Below are 16,778 nucleotides of genomic sequence, written 5' to 3'. Positions count from 1 at the left end.
CGAGGGTAGTACTCGCCTCTGGGCGAATTCACCCTCACGGCAAGGAATACTCAATGAAGATGCTTCGTAATTTCACCATCCGTTTCGTCATGCTGACGGTACTGGGGATCTTTTGTGTCATGTGGGCAGGCGTGGGGCTTTATAGCACCTGGTCTCTGTCTCGTGTTTCTGATGGTAATGACGTTGACCGCCAGCTGGTCAGGCAAATGACGGTGCTGAGCCAGGGCAACGATCAGTATTTCCGTTTCGTCACCCGCCTGAGCCGGGCGATGGAAGCTAAAGCAGCGGGCGGCACGCCGGACCTGGCTCCTGCTCAGCAGGCGCTGGATAACATGAGTAAAAAGCTGGCAGAGATGAAAGCTATCTCCCCGGGCCCGATGGATGAAAAGGTCTCTGCGCAGGTGATTTCCACCTGGCAGGCGCTGCTCGATCGGGGCGTTACGCCTCAGATGGTGCAGGCAAAGCAGGCGACGCTCGAAGGCTATCGTCAGCATGCCAACAACGTTACGCCGCCGCTAAGCCGCGCGTTTGGCGCCGCGGTTGAGAACTTTAACAATTCTGCGGTGAAGGCGCTCGACAGTACGCGCATTGTGGTCGACAGCCTGACCAGCATGACCCGGACGGTGATTATCACCGCCACGATCGTGGGTCTGCTGATCCTGCTGTTCACCGACCGCTACCTGGTGGCGCTGCTGGTAAAACCGCTGGAGCGTATCCGTCAGCAGTTCCGCCAGATTGCGCAGGGCGATCTCAGCCAGCCGATTGAGCCCATTGGCCGCAACTGCGTGGGGCAACTGGTTCCGCTGCTAAGCGCCATGCAGGACAGCCTGCGGGAGGCGGTCAGCACGATTCGTTCCGGCAGCGAGAATATCTGGCGCGGGGCAACGGAGATCTCCAGCGGGAATAACGATCTCTCTTCGCGTACCGAAGAGCAGGCCGCTGCGCTGGAAGAGACCGCGGCCAGCATGGAACAGCTTACCGCAACGGTGAAGCTGAACGCCGAAAGCGCGCGCCAGGCCAGCCAGCTTGCGGATGTCGCCTCCAGTACGGCCAGCCGCGGCGGGTCGCTGGTAGACGATGTGGTCACGACCATGAGCGGCATTTCGGACAGCTCGAAGAAAATTGCTGAAATCACTACCGTTATCAACAGCATCGCCTTCCAGACCAATATTCTGGCGCTGAACGCCGCGGTGGAAGCGGCTCGGGCCGGGGAGCAGGGGCGCGGTTTTGCGGTCGTGGCGGGTGAGGTGCGTAATCTGGCCAGCCGCAGCGCGAATGCGGCAAAAGAGATCGAAGGGCTGATTGCGGATTCCGTTGCCCGCGTGGAGCAGGGGGCGCAGCTGGTGAACGATACCGGCACGACGATGGAAGCTATCCTGCGCGACGTGACGGAGGTGACCGTCATTATGAAGCAGATCGCCACCGCGTCAGAGGAGCAGAGCAAAGGTATTTCTCAGGTCGGCGTAGCCATCACGCAGATGGACGGCGTGACCCAGCAGAATGCCTCGCTGGTGGAGCAGGTTTCCGCCGCTGCGGCCGCACTGGAACGGCAGACCGAAGAACTCCAGCGCTCAGTGCAGAAGTTCCGTCTCTCCGCGTAACATCATCGCGTCAGGCCGTCTCTGGCGGCCTGACATTTATCGCTCTGAATAATCTGTGTCACCTGCGACAGCTGACCGATTTTCACTTCGCTTGCCCGCATAAATTTACTTTTGTCGATCAGCAGCAGCGACTGGCTGGCCCGGTTTAACAGCAGCGCCTTAAAGCCCGCGTTGTGCTCGGACGGATCCCAAAGGACGCCATGCTCATCAACCCCTTCACACGAGAAGATAAACAGATCGATCTCCAGCCCTTTAAGCTGCGTCACCAGCGCCGGATTAACATAGCAGCGATACTTACGCTCAAGCGTTCCGCCGGAGCAGATAAGCGTGATCCGCTCGCGCTTCGCCATCTCGTGGCAGACAGGCAGGCTATTGGTAAACACGGTGAGTTCGATATCCGGAAGCTGGCGCGCCAGATGAAAGCAGGTCGAGCTGGCGTCGAGGGCGATGGTCATCCCTTCGCTGATCCAGCCCAGCGCGTGTCGGGCAATATCGGCTTTGTCGGCATAATGGCTTTTCAGGCGTGCGCCAAAGGGTTCACCGCTGTCGCGGCTGTCCGGGTGAATCAGACGCGCACGCCCGTGCTGGCGCAGAAGTTTCCCCTGCTGCTGTAACGACTTCAGATCCCGGCGGATCGTCTCTTTGCTGACGGAGAGCTTTTCAGCAAGGGCATCGGTGGTCAGCCAGTCACTTTTACTCAGCAGGGTGATGATGCTCTGCTGTCGGGTCGCTTTTAGCGTCTGGTCTGACATTCGAGGATCCTTGCTCACGCGTGCTGACTCATTTTTCTCATCGCAGAAGAGGGGCGGCGAACCGCCCGGTCATGGGTCAATCCTGACGTTTATCTTCCGTCTGGGTATCGAAGTCGCTCGCTGAATGGCGCTCATGCAGCTGCTCGTTCAGCTCGCCGTTGGTGCGGTTAACAATGCGCCCGCGTTTAACGGCCGGGCGATTCGCCACATCTTTTGCCCAGCGCTGCACGTTGGTGTACTTCCCGGCGTCGAGGAATTCGGCGGCGTTGTAGACGCTGCCCAGCGCCACGCAGCCAAACCACGGCCAGATCGCCATATCGGCGATGGTATATTCCTCATCCGCTACATAACGACCGCGCCCCAGCTGCTTGTCCAGCACGTCGAACAGGCGTTTAGCTTCCATGGTGAAGCGATCGATAGCGTACTCAATCTTCACCGGCGCGTAGTTATAGAAGTGGCCAAAACCGCCGCCGAGGAACGGGGCCGCGCCCTGTAACCAGAACAGCCAGTTCAGGGTTTCCGTTCGTCCTGCCGGATCTTTTGGCAGGAAGTGACCAAATTTCTCGGCCAGATAGAGCAGGATATTGCCGGATTCAAAGACGCGCGTCGGCGGGGTGGTGGAGTGGTCACGCAGTGCCGGGATCTTCGAGTTCGGGTTCACGTCGACAAAACCGCTGGAGAACTGATCGCCCTCACCGATGCGGATTAACCATGCGTCGTATTCCGCGCCCGTCACGCCCAGCGCCAGCAGCTCTTCCAGCATGATGGTAACTTTCTGTCCATTCGGCGTACCCAGAGAGTACAGCTGGAGCGGGTGCTCGCCCACAGGCAGCTCTTTCTCGTGCGTAGCGCCCGAGACGGGACGGTTGATATTGGCGAACGCGCCGCCGTTATTCTGTTTCCATTCCCACACTTTCGGTGGCTGATAGGTGTTATCTGACATGTTGGCCTGCCTTTTTGGTGTTGTGTTGAGGCAGTGTAGCAGGAGATAGGGGAACCGTTTAACGATGCGAGCGTAATGGGCAGGGCGGGTGTATGATAACGCCACCTCTGTCAGTTAATTACAACGTGCAGACGACGACAACCCCACAAAAAAATTGCCGCCTGCCTGTTTTAGGTTGGACACATGCGTAAAGGAACGTTAAGCAGTGACGCACCCTTCGGGACGTTATTAGGTTATGCGCCGGGTGGCGTGGCGATTTACTCTTCAAATTACGGCAGTCTCGATCCGCGTCACTACCCGGAAGACGCGGAATTCCGCAGCTATATCGGCAACGAATACATGGGCCATAAATGGCAGTGCGTTGAGTTTGCGCGCCGTTTCCTGTTTCTCAACCACGGGTTTGTCTTTACCGATGTCGGGATGGCGTGGGAGATCTTCTCCCTGCGTTTTTTACGCCAGGTGGTGAATGACAACATCCTGCCGCTACAGGCCTTTGCTAATGGCTCAAAACGCGCGCCGCAGGCCGGTGCGCTGCTCATCTGGCAAAAGGGCGGTGAGTTTCAAGAGACCGGCCACGTCGCCGTCATCACCCAGTTGCTGGACGACAGAGTGCGCATTGCCGAGCAGAACGTTATTCACTCTCCGCTGCCGATGGGGCAGCAGTGGACGCGCGAGCTGCGTCTGAGCGTTGAGAACGGTTGCTATACGCTTCATGATACGTTCAGCGATACCGAGATCCTCGGCTGGATGATCCAGACGGAGGAGACGGAACACAGTATTCCTCAGCCGGAGATCGACGGTGAGCTGCTGAAAATCAGCGGCGCGCGGTTGAAGAACAACCGTCAGTTCGACGGAAAATGGCTCAATGAAAACGACGCCCTGCAACAGGCGTACGTTCGCGCGAACGGCCACGTTATTAACAACGATCCCTGCCAGTACTTCACCATTACCGAAAGTGCCGAGCAGGAGCTGATCAAAGCCACCAACGAACTGCACCTGATGTACCTTCATGCCACCGACAAGGTGCTGAAAGACGACAGCTTACTCGCGCTTTTCGACATCCCGAAAATTCTCTGGCCGCGTCTGCGCCTCTCGTGGCAGTGGCGTCGTCACCATATGATCACCGGTCGTATGGATTTCTGCATGGATGAGCGCGGCATTAAGGTTTACGAGTACAACGCGGATTCCGCCTCCTGCCATACCGAGGGCGGGCTGATTCTTGAAGAGTGGGTGAAAAACGGCTATCGCGGCACCGGCCACAATCCGGCGGAAGGCTTGCTGGAGGAGCTGACCGGCGCCTGGAAGCACAGCCACGCGCGGCCGTTCGTCCATATCATGCAGGACAACGATATCGAAGAGGATTACCACGCGCTCTTTATTCAGCGCTCGCTGATCCAGGCCGGGTTTGAAACCAAAATCCTGCATGGACTGGGCGCGCTGAGCTGGGATGCTGCCGGGCAACTGATTGATGATGAAGGCCGTCACGTCAACTGCGTATGGAAAACCTGGGCGTGGGAAACGGCGATCGAGCAGATCCGCGAGGTGAGCGAAACCGAGTACGCCGCCGTGCCCATCCGTACCGGTCACCCGGAGGGTGAAGTGCGCCTGATTGACGTCCTGCTGCGCCCGGAAGTGCTGGTCTTTGAACCGCTGTGGACGGTGATCCCAGGTAACAAGGCGATCCTGCCGGTGCTGTGGCAGCTGTTCCCGAACCACCGTTACCTGCTGGATACCGATTTTGAGGTGAATGCGCTGCTGAAACGGACAGGCTATGCCGTTAAACCGATAGCCGGACGCTGCGGGAGCAATATCGATCTGATCGGCGCCCAGGATCAACTGCTGGACCAGTCCAGCGGCAAGTTTGTTGACCGCAAAAATATCTACCAGCAGCTATGGTGCCTGCCAAAGGTTGACGGCAGATACATACAGGTCTGCACCTTTACCGTGGGCGGAAACTATGGCGGAACCTGTCTGCGTGGGGATGACTCGCTGGTGGTGAAGAAAGAGAGCGATATTGAACCGCTGATTGTGGTGAAGGATAAATAACGTCTCCCTGTTATAAAAAAGCCCCCGCAGGGTATGCTGCGGGGGCTTTTTATTACTCTTCTTCCTCGACCTGCTGCTCGCTGATCTTCAGATCAATGATGCGGCCGATCTGGTCATGATAGACCGTCAGCAGGTTGTACTGGCTCATCTCGGACATAATTTGCGGCGTGACGTTAAAACTTTGGGCAAGCTCGTCATGGCGCAACATTTGCGGATGACGCCGCCTCACATGCGCGCGGCGGCGATTGTACTGATACCACAGGATCAGCAGCCAGCCGTTGAACGCGGCAATCAGCAGATAAACCAGCACTGTATTAAAGGAGGCGATAATCATGCTCCAGCGGTGATCGCTCGCCTCGGTTAACTGCATCCACAGCCTGGCATACAGGAAAAACAGGAATCCTCCCCAGGCTATCAGCGTTAATGCGGCATCGAAAAGACGCGGTGCCAGCCGATGTTCAGTCAAAATTAACGTATTCTCGTTCATTGAATGCTCCCTTTTCCCCGGTCCGGACTGATCCAGCGCGCGCGGGCGCGTTTACGTTTAAGCATGACTTTCGGAAATGCCACGAGGGTGGTAAACAGGCCAATCATCCAGTACACCATCGGGAACCAAATCACCCAGAACAGCGAGCCTGCCACTTTCCGCTCGTAGCGCCGCTCGATATACAAACTGACGAGGAATTGCAGCAGGCACATCACCCCCAGCAGCAGCCCGGTAAACGCCGGGGGAAACAGACTCGCAACGGCCAGGTTCGCGGGAAGAGGGATAATATGGCTAAGAATGAACAACACCACGGTCGCTCCATAGGCAAACGCCCACAGCGTTGACAGCGCGTACTCGAGAAACAGGGGCCACATCCGATGATGCTCCCAGCGGGCCATTTTGCGCAGGTTAACCAGAAACACCTCTGCACCGCCCTGAGCCCAGCGCAGACGCTGTTTCCACAGCCCCTTGAGCGTCTCCGGCATCAGGATCCAGCACAGCGCCCGCGGCTCGAAAAAGATATCCCAGTGGCGCAGCTGAAGCTTCCAGCTTATGTCAATGTCCTCTGTGATCATATCCGGGCTCCAGTACCCGACATCCGCCAGCGCCTGTCGGCGAAAGGCGGCGATGACGCCGGAGACCGTAAAGACCCGGCCATAGATCCGCTGCGTTCGCTTGATAAGACCAATAATGGAAGAAAACTCGCCCACCTGAATACGACCAATCAGCGTTGAGCGCGTGCGAATACGCGGATTTCCGGTGACGGCCCCAACGTGGGGATACTGAATCAGCGGTGCCACCAGATACGCGGCCGTATCGCGATCGAGCAGGGCGTCGCCGTCAATGCAGACCAGCAGATCGCCCCGGGCCGCCGCCGCACCAGCCTTGAGCGCCACGGCTTTCCCCTGATTCTCCGCGAGATTAATCACCCGCAGGCGCGGCTGCTCCTGCGCCAGTTGATGCAGCACCTGCGCGGTATTGTCCGAAGAGCCGTCGTTGATGGCGATAACCTCAACATTCCAGTACCGCTGACCCAGCGCGGCGCTAATGGTCTCCCGTGCGTTGCGTTCCTCATTAAAGCAGGGAATAAGAATCGAGATTAACGGTTCACCGGCTAAGGCGGGCGCGGGTGTTGCGTTATCCCACGACCAGTGCCGTTCAAGCTGAAACCAGAAATAGAGGCCGCCGGTTACCCAGAGCACGGACATAAACAGCGGCCAGAAAAAGACAAAGTCCAGAATCAGTTCGCCGGTAAACAGCGCGGCTACGCCTAACGGCAACCCGAATACCAGACACAAAATAGAGAAGGCGATAATGCGATCAGTCATTGTCAGGATACCAATACGAAGAAAATTCAGGCCTGATACGCGAAATATCAGGTTGGTTGTTGAGGAAGTCGTCGGGGTAATAACCGTAATTTTTGATGCCGTTCAGCTGGAGCACCTGCATCCACTCCACCAGACGTTCATCGGCTACGGCACGCTGCGGTTTCTGCGCCCAGTCCCTGGCCTGTAGCTCAAAAATCGTTTTATTCAGCGCGCCGGGGCGTGCGGCGACGGCGTTGACTAAACGCGTCAGCCAGGCATTGCTCTCTTCTGCCGGGACGGACTCCATCAGTGGCATTGCCATCGGCACCGTCCAGTCGTAGGCCGACAGAAAATCATCCAGATTTTGCGCAAACCACGCTTCGCTTTCGGGCTGCAGAATGGGGAGGGCGAACATATTGCGCGCGGTTTTGATCTGCGGGCCACGGATGTTTTTCACCGCCTGGCTCAGGGTGCGGGTAAAGCCGATAAGCTGCTGGCTCTTCTGCCGGGTCGTCTCCTGTCCGGCATCATCAACGTCCGTCAGCACCGCGTCGTCATGGAACAAGATCCCGTTGAAGCTGGCATAGCGGGCCAGATCTTCATAGATCTCCGTCACCTGTTGGCGAACCTGTGGACTCCAGGGGGAGAGCCGGATGTAGGGCTCGGCGGCCACGGTCAACTCTCCCGTTTGACGATCCCGGCGCTGCACGCGCGGCAGGGCTGGACTGAGATCGAAAGAGAGGACCGGCATCCACGCAAAGACTTTCACTCCCGCGCGGGTTTGTAGCTGCCAGGCGACAAAATTAAAAAGATCGGCCCGGACCGGAAGACGACGGTTGGGGAAATAGAGCGCGCCGATCCTGCCGTCGCCCCGCGGATCCGAAAACGCCTGGAGAAACACATGGCTGATTTTCATGTCGTAGACCCGCTGGACGAGTTTGTTGATGTTTTTCGTCTGCTGGGCCGGATCGGGATCGTAGACATAATCGAGATCAACATGCATGACGCGCACCGGGTCAAACTCCTGAACGCGGCTAACCGTGTTGGCAAAGGTTTTTATCGACGGATTTCCGGCAATCAGCAGGCGCGGGATGTTGCCGAGGTCGCGCACGTTTGCCAGCCCGTCCTCCAGGGTAAAGGCCAGCTGATAGCCCTGTTTCTGGGCGATAGCGAGCGATGTACCGTTGGCAGCCCCATAGGGCCACACCCAGGCACGCGGCGCTTTTCCCGTCACCTGGGTGATTTTTTCGGTGACTTTCCGTACGTCTGCGGCGATCCGCTGGTTGAAGTGTTCATCGGTTTCGTAATGCCCCGTCGCGTTATCGAAAAAACGGTTGGCGATAGCGGGTTCACGGCTTCCCTGCGGGTTGGCCGGGATGCCGTAATGCGAGGCCCAGGTATGCGAGCCGATTTCAACCAGCGGGGAGCGGCTTAACTCGCGCACCATGTCCCATGTCGCGAACCGATCGCGGGGCGTCATCAGACCGCCGAAGTTAACTTTTTGATTTGCCGGCGTATCCACCCAGCTGCCCACCGGCGCCCACAGCGCAGGAACGTTCCAGGCCTGAAGCAGGGGCCAGACCCGGGTGTAAAAACTGCTGTAGCCGTCGTCGAAGCTGAGCAAAACGGCTTTCGGCGGCAGCGCTTTTTTTCCTTCATGCGCATCCACAATGTCCTGCACGCTGATGGCGTGATAGCCGTTGTGCAAAAGCCAGCTTATCTGCTCGTTTAACGCGCTGGTGCGAACGGAGAGGTAGCGCTGATCGGCAGCATCATCTTCGACGTCGTGGTAGGCCAGGACCAGAAACTGATTCTCCGGCCAGGGTTTGCTGGCCTCCAGCTGCGGCCTCTTTTCAGGAGCCATAAAGGAGAGCGGCTGCGCGCAGAGACTCGCACTGAGGCAGAGCCAGCCGATGACGATCAGGCTTACAGAAAAACGTGTATTCAGCATATTCATCCTTAAAAGCGTAAAGTCGCATCTAACGTGACGGAGAGATTGCTCTCGCGTTTGCCGTCGTAAGGGCGTTTATCCCAGTTCAGCATCACGCCAGTATCGACAACGTTGTTCCACTGAATGCGTTGCCCGTAACCCAGCAGGGTAATGGCGCCAGGCGACTGATTTTTCTGCCAGTAGCTGCCGCCGCCTGCCACGAACAGCTGGCTCCAGAGGGTGTCGTAGTGGCGGTACATCTCATGGTCAACGGACAGGGCTGCCGTCACGGACAGATCCCGTGCCGGGTTGTAATAGAGCGTATTCCGCAGGCTGTTTTTACTGGCGGCGATCTCCGGTTCGAGATCCAGCGTCAGGGTCGGGGTCTGCCAGAGACGCTCTTTCCCAGAGAGGGTGTATTCCTGACGGCGGTTGTGGTCTGAGAAGCGGCTGACGGCGGCGTTGAACTGGTATTCACGTCGCTCGTTTTTATACCAGCGCACCCCACCTTCACCCCGGTTGGCGCTGATCCCATTGCGTAATGCCCGTAAGGGTGTCGCGCGTGATAAGCGCTCGAGGCTACCGCTGACCTGCCAGTTATCACTCAGGCTGTAGGTTGTTGAGAGCCGTGCACCCGGCCTGTTTGTGCCGTGATAGCGGTTGCTGGAGAGCTCGGCTTCGAGCGTGAGGTCACGTGGGCGCCACTCAACGCCGCCCAACAGGTGGCGGCTGATGCCTTTACCTTCGTCGAAATTCCCCTGTGCATAGCGGGCGCCGGCAAACAGCCGCCAGTTATCCGCCACGGGTGGGCCATAGAGCGTGGCGTCCCAGCTCATGTCGTGGCTACCGCTGACGGGGTTATCTGAGTGCAATCCTTTACCCGCGTTCAGACGCAGCTCTGACATATGGTGGACCGCTCTGAGCCTGTCCAGGCGGCGGGCGCTGCGATCGGCGGGGGCGCGAGCAATTACGTCATCAGCCAGTAAATCCATCTGGCGCCACTCCTGAAGGTCCATTGCGACGTAAGCCTGCTGTTTTTCAAGCTCCAGATTCGTGGGTTCGAGCGCCTCTGCTCGTTTAAGCTTTTGCTCGGCCGCGCGCGGCAGGCCCCTGGCCTGAAGCAGGGCGGCATAATCAATGTGTAATCCCTGATTTCCCGGCGCCGTTGACGCCAGACGATACGACAGCTTTTCGGCTTCCGACAGGGCATTGGTCGCCAGCAAATAGTTAAGTTTGAGTGACTGTCCGGTGAGCCACCGATCGTTCGGCTGAGCGGTCGGGGATCCGAAATCGTAGCGGGTCCAGGGAACGCTGCGGGTCTCGCGCTCAACGTAGCGGCGGGCGGTTTGATACTGCCCCGTATCCAGCCAGGCGTAGAAAAGCGCATGCTCCTCATCCTGCGGATCGGAGGCGTAGTGTGGAAAGCGTTGTACAAGCGAGAAGGCGGCGACGGTGTTTTTCTCCTGCAAATATGCAGAGATCACCCAGCCGATGGCCCAGTCCGGCACCGGATGCTGTGCGGTCGTCAGCGCCTCATATTCGCTAATAACCTGCCGGTAATCACCCTGCGCATACAGCGCGCCAAGCCGATCGATACGGGCAAGGATGATGTCTTCAGCCGCCTGCGGTTCGTTTTGCCAGCGGGAAAGCAGGACGTGATAGCGATCTATTGCGTTTTGTGCCAGCCGCAGCCGCTCTTTCTCCGTTCTGCCAGGCACATCCGCCAGGCGTACCTTTTCAGCCGCGGCGTTACGCTCAAGGCGGCGACGCTCCGCGGGGGACATCGCTGCGCTTTGCGACAGCCAGAGTGCGGGTGTGCTTACCCGGTTATCCGTTAATGCATCGATCGTCTCGCGAAGAAGGGCGTTATTCCCTGGTGCGGCGTTTAGAGCGCGCATGTCCGCCAGCAGCCGGTCCGCGTTTTTTCCCTGGCGCATCCAGACATAGGAGAGCGTCTCAAGGTGCGCGGGAGAAGGATTGTCCTTAACCAGCTGCCGGGCTTCCGAAAGCGCGAGGCGATCTCTGCGGGCATCGGCCAGGGTCTTAACATAGCCGATGCGGTAATCGTCGTTATCCGGCGCAAGGCTGAGCGCCTCTTTCCACAGCGATAAGGCGGATGGCCAGGCTTTTTGGTTTCTTCTGGACTGGGCGACAGCAGCGATGGCGCGAGCGGGAAGCGGCATATAAATACCATAACGCTGCCAGACTCGAATAACCTCATCATCGCGTCCTGCCCAGGAGGCTACCTGTAACCAGTCCGCAACCTGTCCAGGTGTTAAAGCATGCTGTTGCTCATAGCGCTGTAGGTAATCAAGAAACAGAGCATAATTACCGTTACGTGCCTGTTGTATCTGATGCTCATAAACGGATTCATCAGCCTGAACCAGAACAGGAAAGAGTAAAAGCAGGAACAATAATATTGTGGTGCGATAAAAGAATAACGTAGTGAAGCTAAGCGATCTTTCCATATCTATTTGCCATTTGTTTATCGTGAATCCATTGCATAACACGACCGCCTTTTAACTCTGCGTTAAAGGGCATAAAGGAGAACATTAAATCTGAATGATGCTACGTTATGGGGTACTTACTTAAAGGTAATTATGCGCCCTCATCTCAGTGGTCTGATTGGGCTTAATGTACACCCGATGTGTTGGGGGATAAATAAGTTGAAAAGCGGCTGGGAGGTTTTGAGATAATTCTGGAAGAAGTAAGTTTTTTTGATAATTCAGTGCAGGATTGTTCTTTTTAACTAATTGATATTAAATGTTTTTTCTTTTGCTGCTTGCAGTTTTTTTATATTTGAAATGAAGTTCTGCTGAGTTAATTAAAGTACTTTCCGGTGCATGTTTGGGAAGTTTCATGACAAAAATTCTTAATGTTCAGAGAAGTGACTTTTCTGAAATTCTTTTTTATTTATAATTAACGCCAGGCATTGAGTGATAGTCTACAAAAAGTCTAGCTCACCAATGTCATATTGAGGGATGATCAAAGCCAGAAAACATTTGCCGTTAATGTAAAGCGCTATAAACGAAAGCGTCCTTGTTTCTTAAGAGGCGGGCTTGCTTTAATCTAAAAGGGATGATTAGTGGCGACTTCAATAGTGTTAGTGACTCAGGATTGTTTCCTTGTCAGGGGGATGCGGCTATTTTTCCCGGATATAATTTGCCTCTGTTCGATAGACAGAAACATATTTGATACCGACGCAAATGAATATACTGTACTGATTGATAGCCGTACGCCGCTCCGTTTATATGATTACCTGATACGCCATCCGGCCAGAACGAGAAAAACCATCTGCTGCGTTATGCTGGATATGCGCCCTCGAGAGGAGGATCTGCACAGTATGAAGCTGTTTATGAACACGTCGCTTACGCCTCCGGATATGGCGTCGTTATTCAATCTGGTGCTTGATATGAAAGGCTGGCGTCTGACAACCAAATGGCTGCTTAACTTACGGCTGAGTAGACATGAAGCGATAATGCTCCGGTTGCTGAAGGCAGGGAGGTCAATGGAAGAGATTGCAGATAAGCTGAATATGTCGGTTAAAAGCCTCTATCGCAAGCGAACGGCGCTATCGGAGCGGTTAGGGGCAGGGAACTTCAACGAGGCGTGTTTGTTTATCTTCAAAAACAAACTGCTGGACGCGGCTGGGAACGATCCCTAGCTTCGTCAGAAGCCAAAAGCACAAACCCGCCACGAGGGCGGGTTCTTTTAATGGAAATAATTCAGAACGACCAGCGCAGATTGGCGTTAACAGAGTTGACGCGGGTATCCGCACCATATTGTCCCTGATAACCCACATCCAGCGTCGCAGCACGCGACAGCTGTACGCTCACGCCGATATCACCCACCATTACGTCCTCATCCACGGCTTGCCCCTGAGTAATGAACGCGTCGCTGCCCGCAAACGCCATGCGCGAAGAGGTATTTTTATCGCCATATGCGTGCTGCCATCCCAGCGAACCGTAGAGGTTAACGTTCTTCGGCAGCTCGGTCACACCGCGCACCCCGAGTGTGGAATAGAAGGTGTTCATCGTTGCGTTACGGACGCTCAGCGCAGCGGCACCGCCGTCTTCCCTGAAGCTGTCGGTATGCAGCCGGATGTACGATAAATTGACGAACGGCTCAATATTCCTGTCTGGCTGGCCGAAACGGTAGCCCGCTTCGGTAAACGCCAGCAGCGAGTTAGCGTCGTAATCTGACTTCAGCCGATCCGAGAAGCCGCTGAAATCAACATTGCGCTCGCCCTCGATCTTGTGCCAGGTGTAACCCAGCGCGCCGCGAAGGGAGAACGCATCCTGTTGACCCGCCGCATACAGGCCAAGGTGATAGTTGTCGGTATCCGTTGAGGAGCGACGGCTGTCGACGTCGTAATCACCCCGGCTGTAGCCGAAGTAGCCGCCGACACGCACGTTATGATCCGCCAACTTGCGATCTGCCCCCAGCAGGAAGCCGGTGGTGTTGCCGTCCAGCTTGCCCACGTTTCCGTCGCCGCTGTTTCGGCTCCAGGAGCTGAAGGTCTGGCCCCAGACGCCATTGTTTTGCGGCTCCGGCTGCTGCACCAGCGACATGGCTAACGGTGGGATCGGCAGGCTGTCGTTATCAAACGCGCGCTGCATACGCTGGTTTAACACGTTAAACACCTGCGTGCTGCCAGCGATCAGGTTGGACTGCATTGATGGATAAACTTCACCAGACAGCTGGTTGAACGCCTCGCGCGCTTCCGGCGCGCTCAGCAGCAACAGCGAGTTATACAGCGCCAGCGACGGGCCGCTTTGCGTCAGCGTGGAGAGCGCGCCAGCGGTATTCCACTGGTTGCTGCTTTGGGCCACGGTCTGGAAAATGCCCGGCTTGCCGCTGCCCGGGTTTTCACCGCCAGGATTCTCACCGCCCGGGTTTTCACCTCCGGGGTTTTCACCGCCAGGATTTTCGCCACCGGGGTTTTCGCCACCGGGGTTTTCACCGCCCGGGTTCTCGCCTCCGGGATTCTCACCGCCCGGGTTCTCGCCCCCAGGATTTTCACCTCCGGTCTCTTTCTGCGCGATGGTCAGATCGACGGCGTTGGTGCTTTGCTCAAGCGCCACGTCCAGGAAGGCGGATTTGGAAATCGCTCCGGCGAACTCACCGTCAATTCCCCCGTCGGAGGTCAAAATGCGGTAGCTTTGGCCCGTTTTATAGCTGGTTTGCGGATCCAGCGCGGTGACCTGTACCTTAGCCCGATCGCTGATGGTGGTTTTGCCCGATACCAGTAGCTGGTCGCTGCTGCCATCGCCCGCGATATCCACGTCATAGAAGGATTCGCCGATAAAGTTCAGATAGCGTTTCAGCGTCAACGTACCGATATTGCCGTCGCCAGGCGAGATATGCCCGCCAGACAGGATCTCGGTCTGGCCCAGCGTGCCGTTGCCGCCCAGCGTGCCGCCGGACTTGATTGACGCGGCGCTGCTGTAACCCACCCCGTCGCTGACGTCTGAACCCGCCGTCGCGTTGAGGATCAGCGTACCGCCGTTCTCGGCGCTAAGCGTCTGAACATCAAAAATATCGTCTTCTGGCTGGGTATTAATATTGCTGGCAATGATAACTTTACCGCCCCGCGCGGTTACGTTCGCCTTGAGTGCGGAAAGATCGCCGTTCAGCGTCGTTTGCCCGGAGGTGTTGATCACATCACCTTCACCGCTCATCGTGTTGCTGAAGCTGTAATTTCCGTCGGTATGGTTGAAGTAGACATAGCTGCCGAACAGTCCGCCACGCAGGCTGATTGCCGTCTTCGCATCGAGGGTACCTGCGCCGCCCGCCGTGCCAGGCGTTGGCTCAGTTAAACCCGTGCCGGTGTCCATATTGCCGCGGCTGCCGATGATGAGCGCACCCCGGTTCGAGCCGGAACCCGATGTCCCCACGATCAGCGCATTGCTGCCAGCGGAAAATGAACCGCCGTCAATCACAGACAGCACGCCATTGCCGTAATCGCCCACGCTCACGCTGCTGCCGCTGGTAAAGCGCGAGTCCTTGCCCGCAATAACCAGCTCGGCGGTTTTCCCTGCGCCGGAGACGCCTGCCACCTGCACGCCGCCAACGTTAACCGCTCCGCCGTCCAGTACGTCCAGGTCGCCATTAAGCGTCAACGTACGGCCAACGTTCCACTGTGAGCCACTCCCCGTGACGGTGGCTTTCGGGCTCAGCGTGTCGGTTTCACCCGGCCCGGTACCATTCCCGATGCGCGCATCGTAGGCGGTATTGAGCGCCGCGCCGTCCTCAATTGCCAGCGTGGAGCGTGCGCCCAGATCGGTGCCTACGCTCAGAAAATTACTGGTCACGCGAGAGCCGGCACCCGTGGCGATAAGGTGGCTGTCGTAGCCGCGGGTGGTGCCGACAACGATCTCCTTTGCGCTCGCCAGCGCGCCCTCTTCGACTCGCAGGGTGCCGAGGCCAAGATTCAGGTCGCCGCGCAGGACGTACCGATCGTTCACCGCGTTAAGCTCAGCGTCTGGCCCACGGACCGTGACCACGCTTTCATAAATTTTGCCGTCGAACAGCCGACCGATATTGATGTTATAGGCGGTGATTTTGCCATTATCGATCAGCAGGTTTCCGCGTTGATTACGTCCAACATAAACATCTCCGGTGTAACCCAGCGTTTCGGTAATACGCGAGTCGCCATCAAAAAAGGCATCGGCTGCACGCGCGATATCGGCAGGTAAAAACAGTAACAGCGGCGCGGAAAATAGAGCGAGGTAAAGTCTGGAAAGCGGCGTCTTAACCGCTAAAGCATGCGATGTAGAGTTATTCACGGGCTATCTCCGTACTCATTAGCGTGATGTCTGGAAAATCGTTTTTATGAAAACTCAGATACGTCAGAAAATGTAAAAGGCGTTATTTATGTACGCCTTTTGATGCGGCGTTAATTATTTATGTGTGACAACAGGTGTACAGGTTGGCGCGCTTAGCGTCGGTGCGGATCCTAAAATCCCCGGCATCATCATTGATGAACAATCGAAAATACGCCCTTTTTCTGTCGTGGCGCGATAAGACAGTTTTTGTCCTCCCAGTGCGTCCGGCTGGGCGCCATTAACGTTGGTCACGGTTATTTCATCCGATGAGCCCAGTCCCAGCATTTTAGCGGTCTCCGCTTGCAGGAGTGGAATAGCCTGATCGGTTTTCAACGTGGAACAACCGGCTAGCATCAACGTAACGGTTAAAACGATTAGTGGTTTTTTCATAAATTATCCTTGATATCCAACCAGTTAATTTCACTGATTGTATTTATGTTTTCTTTTACCCAAATCAGCGAATAATATATTTCTCTTTCCTAATCGAAAAAACCCTCCTAAAGTAGGGTGGGTAGATAATAATTCATCTGTACTCTAAGATATGCGAAGGTAAAAGGAGGCTCCTTTGGGACAGAATTATGCGTTAGTCGTTGATGACCATCCATTGGTAGCAAGCGGCATCGCCAATTTTCTGATTACACATTGCCAGTTTAAACAGGCGTGTGTGGTGACGAATGAGGATGATTGCTACCGCCAAATTAGGGATCATGGCCCGCCACGTTTGCTGGTAATCGATTTTTGGCTCTCTTCCGGAACGGCCCTGAAATTACTCAAAGAAGTAAAACAACTTTACCCACAGGTACGACTCCTGGTGGTCAGCGGGGATGACAATAATGATATCTGGCGCAAAGTTAATGCCGCCGGGGTGAAGTGAACCCCGAAAGT

11 protein-coding genes and 1 pseudogene are annotated in these 16,778 nt (G+C 56.2%); 4 read left to right on the top strand and 8 right to left on the bottom strand.

Annotated features, from left to right (window positions below; translation table 11 throughout):
• The first annotated feature begins 53 nt into the window (after positions 1-53).
• The gene (locus tag CKK19_RS19475; protein WP_063853959.1) at positions 54-1,601 is read left to right on the top strand and encodes a methyl-accepting chemotaxis protein; all 1,548 of its coding nucleotides are present in this window, start codon (positions 54-56) and stop codon (positions 1,599-1,601) included.
• 2 nt (positions 1,602-1,603) lie between these two features.
• Here the strand turns inward: CKK19_RS19475 and fucR are convergent, their stop codons facing one another.
• Both fucR and yghU read right to left on the bottom strand, forming a co-directional pair.
• On the bottom strand, positions 1,604-2,353 hold the full coding sequence (fucR, locus tag CKK19_RS19470; RefSeq protein WP_023298593.1) for an L-fucose operon activator: 750 nt from the start codon (positions 2,351-2,353) through the stop codon (positions 1,604-1,606).
• Between the two features lie 76 nt (positions 2,354-2,429).
• The gene (gene yghU, locus CKK19_RS19465) at positions 2,430-3,296 is read right to left on the bottom strand and encodes a glutathione-dependent disulfide-bond oxidoreductase (RefSeq protein ID WP_063853958.1); all 867 of its coding nucleotides are present in this window, start codon (positions 3,294-3,296) and stop codon (positions 2,430-2,432) included.
• 183 nt (positions 3,297-3,479) lie between these two features.
• Between yghU and gss the strand changes: the two genes are divergently transcribed.
• Complete coding sequence (gene gss / locus CKK19_RS19460; protein WP_063853957.1) at positions 3,480-5,342, top strand: bifunctional glutathionylspermidine amidase/synthase; 1,863 nt, start codon at positions 3,480-3,482, stop codon at positions 5,340-5,342.
• A 52-nt stretch (positions 5,343-5,394) separates the two neighbouring features.
• Here the strand turns inward: gss and pgaD are convergent, their stop codons facing one another.
• Genes pgaD through pgaA form a run of 4 tightly spaced genes read right to left on the bottom strand, consistent with a single transcriptional unit; the run spans position 5,395 to position 11,534 of the window.
• On the bottom strand, positions 5,395-5,829 hold the full coding sequence (gene pgaD, locus CKK19_RS19455; protein WP_045623046.1) for a poly-beta-1,6-N-acetyl-D-glucosamine biosynthesis protein PgaD: 435 nt from the start codon (positions 5,827-5,829) through the stop codon (positions 5,395-5,397).
• Complete coding sequence (gene pgaC / locus CKK19_RS19450) at positions 5,826-7,157, bottom strand: poly-beta-1,6-N-acetyl-D-glucosamine synthase (RefSeq protein WP_022649386.1); 1,332 nt, start codon at positions 7,155-7,157, stop codon at positions 5,826-5,828. The genes pgaD and pgaC overlap by 4 nt, the downstream gene beginning before the upstream one ends.
• On the bottom strand, positions 7,150-9,087 hold the full coding sequence (gene pgaB, locus CKK19_RS19445) for a poly-beta-1,6-N-acetyl-D-glucosamine N-deacetylase PgaB (protein WP_063853956.1): 1,938 nt from the start codon (positions 9,085-9,087) through the stop codon (positions 7,150-7,152). Before pgaB ends, pgaC begins: the two co-directional genes overlap by 8 nt.
• Before the next feature lie 8 nt (positions 9,088-9,095).
• The gene (gene pgaA / locus CKK19_RS19440; protein WP_063853955.1) at positions 9,096-11,534 is read right to left on the bottom strand and encodes a poly-beta-1,6 N-acetyl-D-glucosamine export porin PgaA; all 2,439 of its coding nucleotides are present in this window, start codon (positions 11,532-11,534) and stop codon (positions 9,096-9,098) included.
• Positions 11,535-12,202: 668 nt separating this feature from the next.
• Here pgaA and CKK19_RS19435 point away from each other — a divergent pair.
• Positions 12,203-12,730: a helix-turn-helix transcriptional regulator gene (locus CKK19_RS19435; protein WP_045308383.1), complete on the top strand. Its 528-nt coding sequence runs from the start codon at positions 12,203-12,205 to the stop codon at positions 12,728-12,730.
• 61 nt (positions 12,731-12,791) lie between these two features.
• On the opposite strand, the gene CKK19_RS19430 is transcribed toward CKK19_RS19435, so the two are convergent.
• Positions 12,792-15,854 carry an autotransporter outer membrane beta-barrel domain-containing protein gene (locus tag CKK19_RS19430; RefSeq protein ID WP_063853954.1) on the bottom strand — a complete coding sequence of 1,021 codons (3,063 nt, stop codon included), beginning with the start codon at positions 15,852-15,854 and terminating at the stop codon, positions 12,792-12,794.
• 114 nt (positions 15,855-15,968) lie between these two features.
• Positions 15,969-16,283: a lipoprotein gene (locus tag CKK19_RS19425; RefSeq protein ID WP_003862457.1), complete on the bottom strand. Its 315-nt coding sequence runs from the start codon at positions 16,281-16,283 to the stop codon at positions 15,969-15,971.
• Between the two features lie 175 nt (positions 16,284-16,458).
• Here CKK19_RS19425 and CKK19_RS19420 point away from each other — a divergent pair.
• Positions 16,459-16,758, top strand: a pseudogene (locus CKK19_RS19420) (response regulator); the annotation flags it as partial.
• Positions 16,759-16,778 lie beyond the last annotated feature (20 nt).

It is taken from the genome of Enterobacter sp. CCUG 70166 (genome assembly GCF_020224095.1).
GTDB classification, from domain to species: Bacteria; Pseudomonadota; Gammaproteobacteria; order Enterobacterales; family Enterobacteriaceae; genus Enterobacter; species Enterobacter intestinihominis.
Note: the sequence above shows the minus strand (reverse complement) of the source record. Positions and strands in the feature narration are given on the sequence as shown.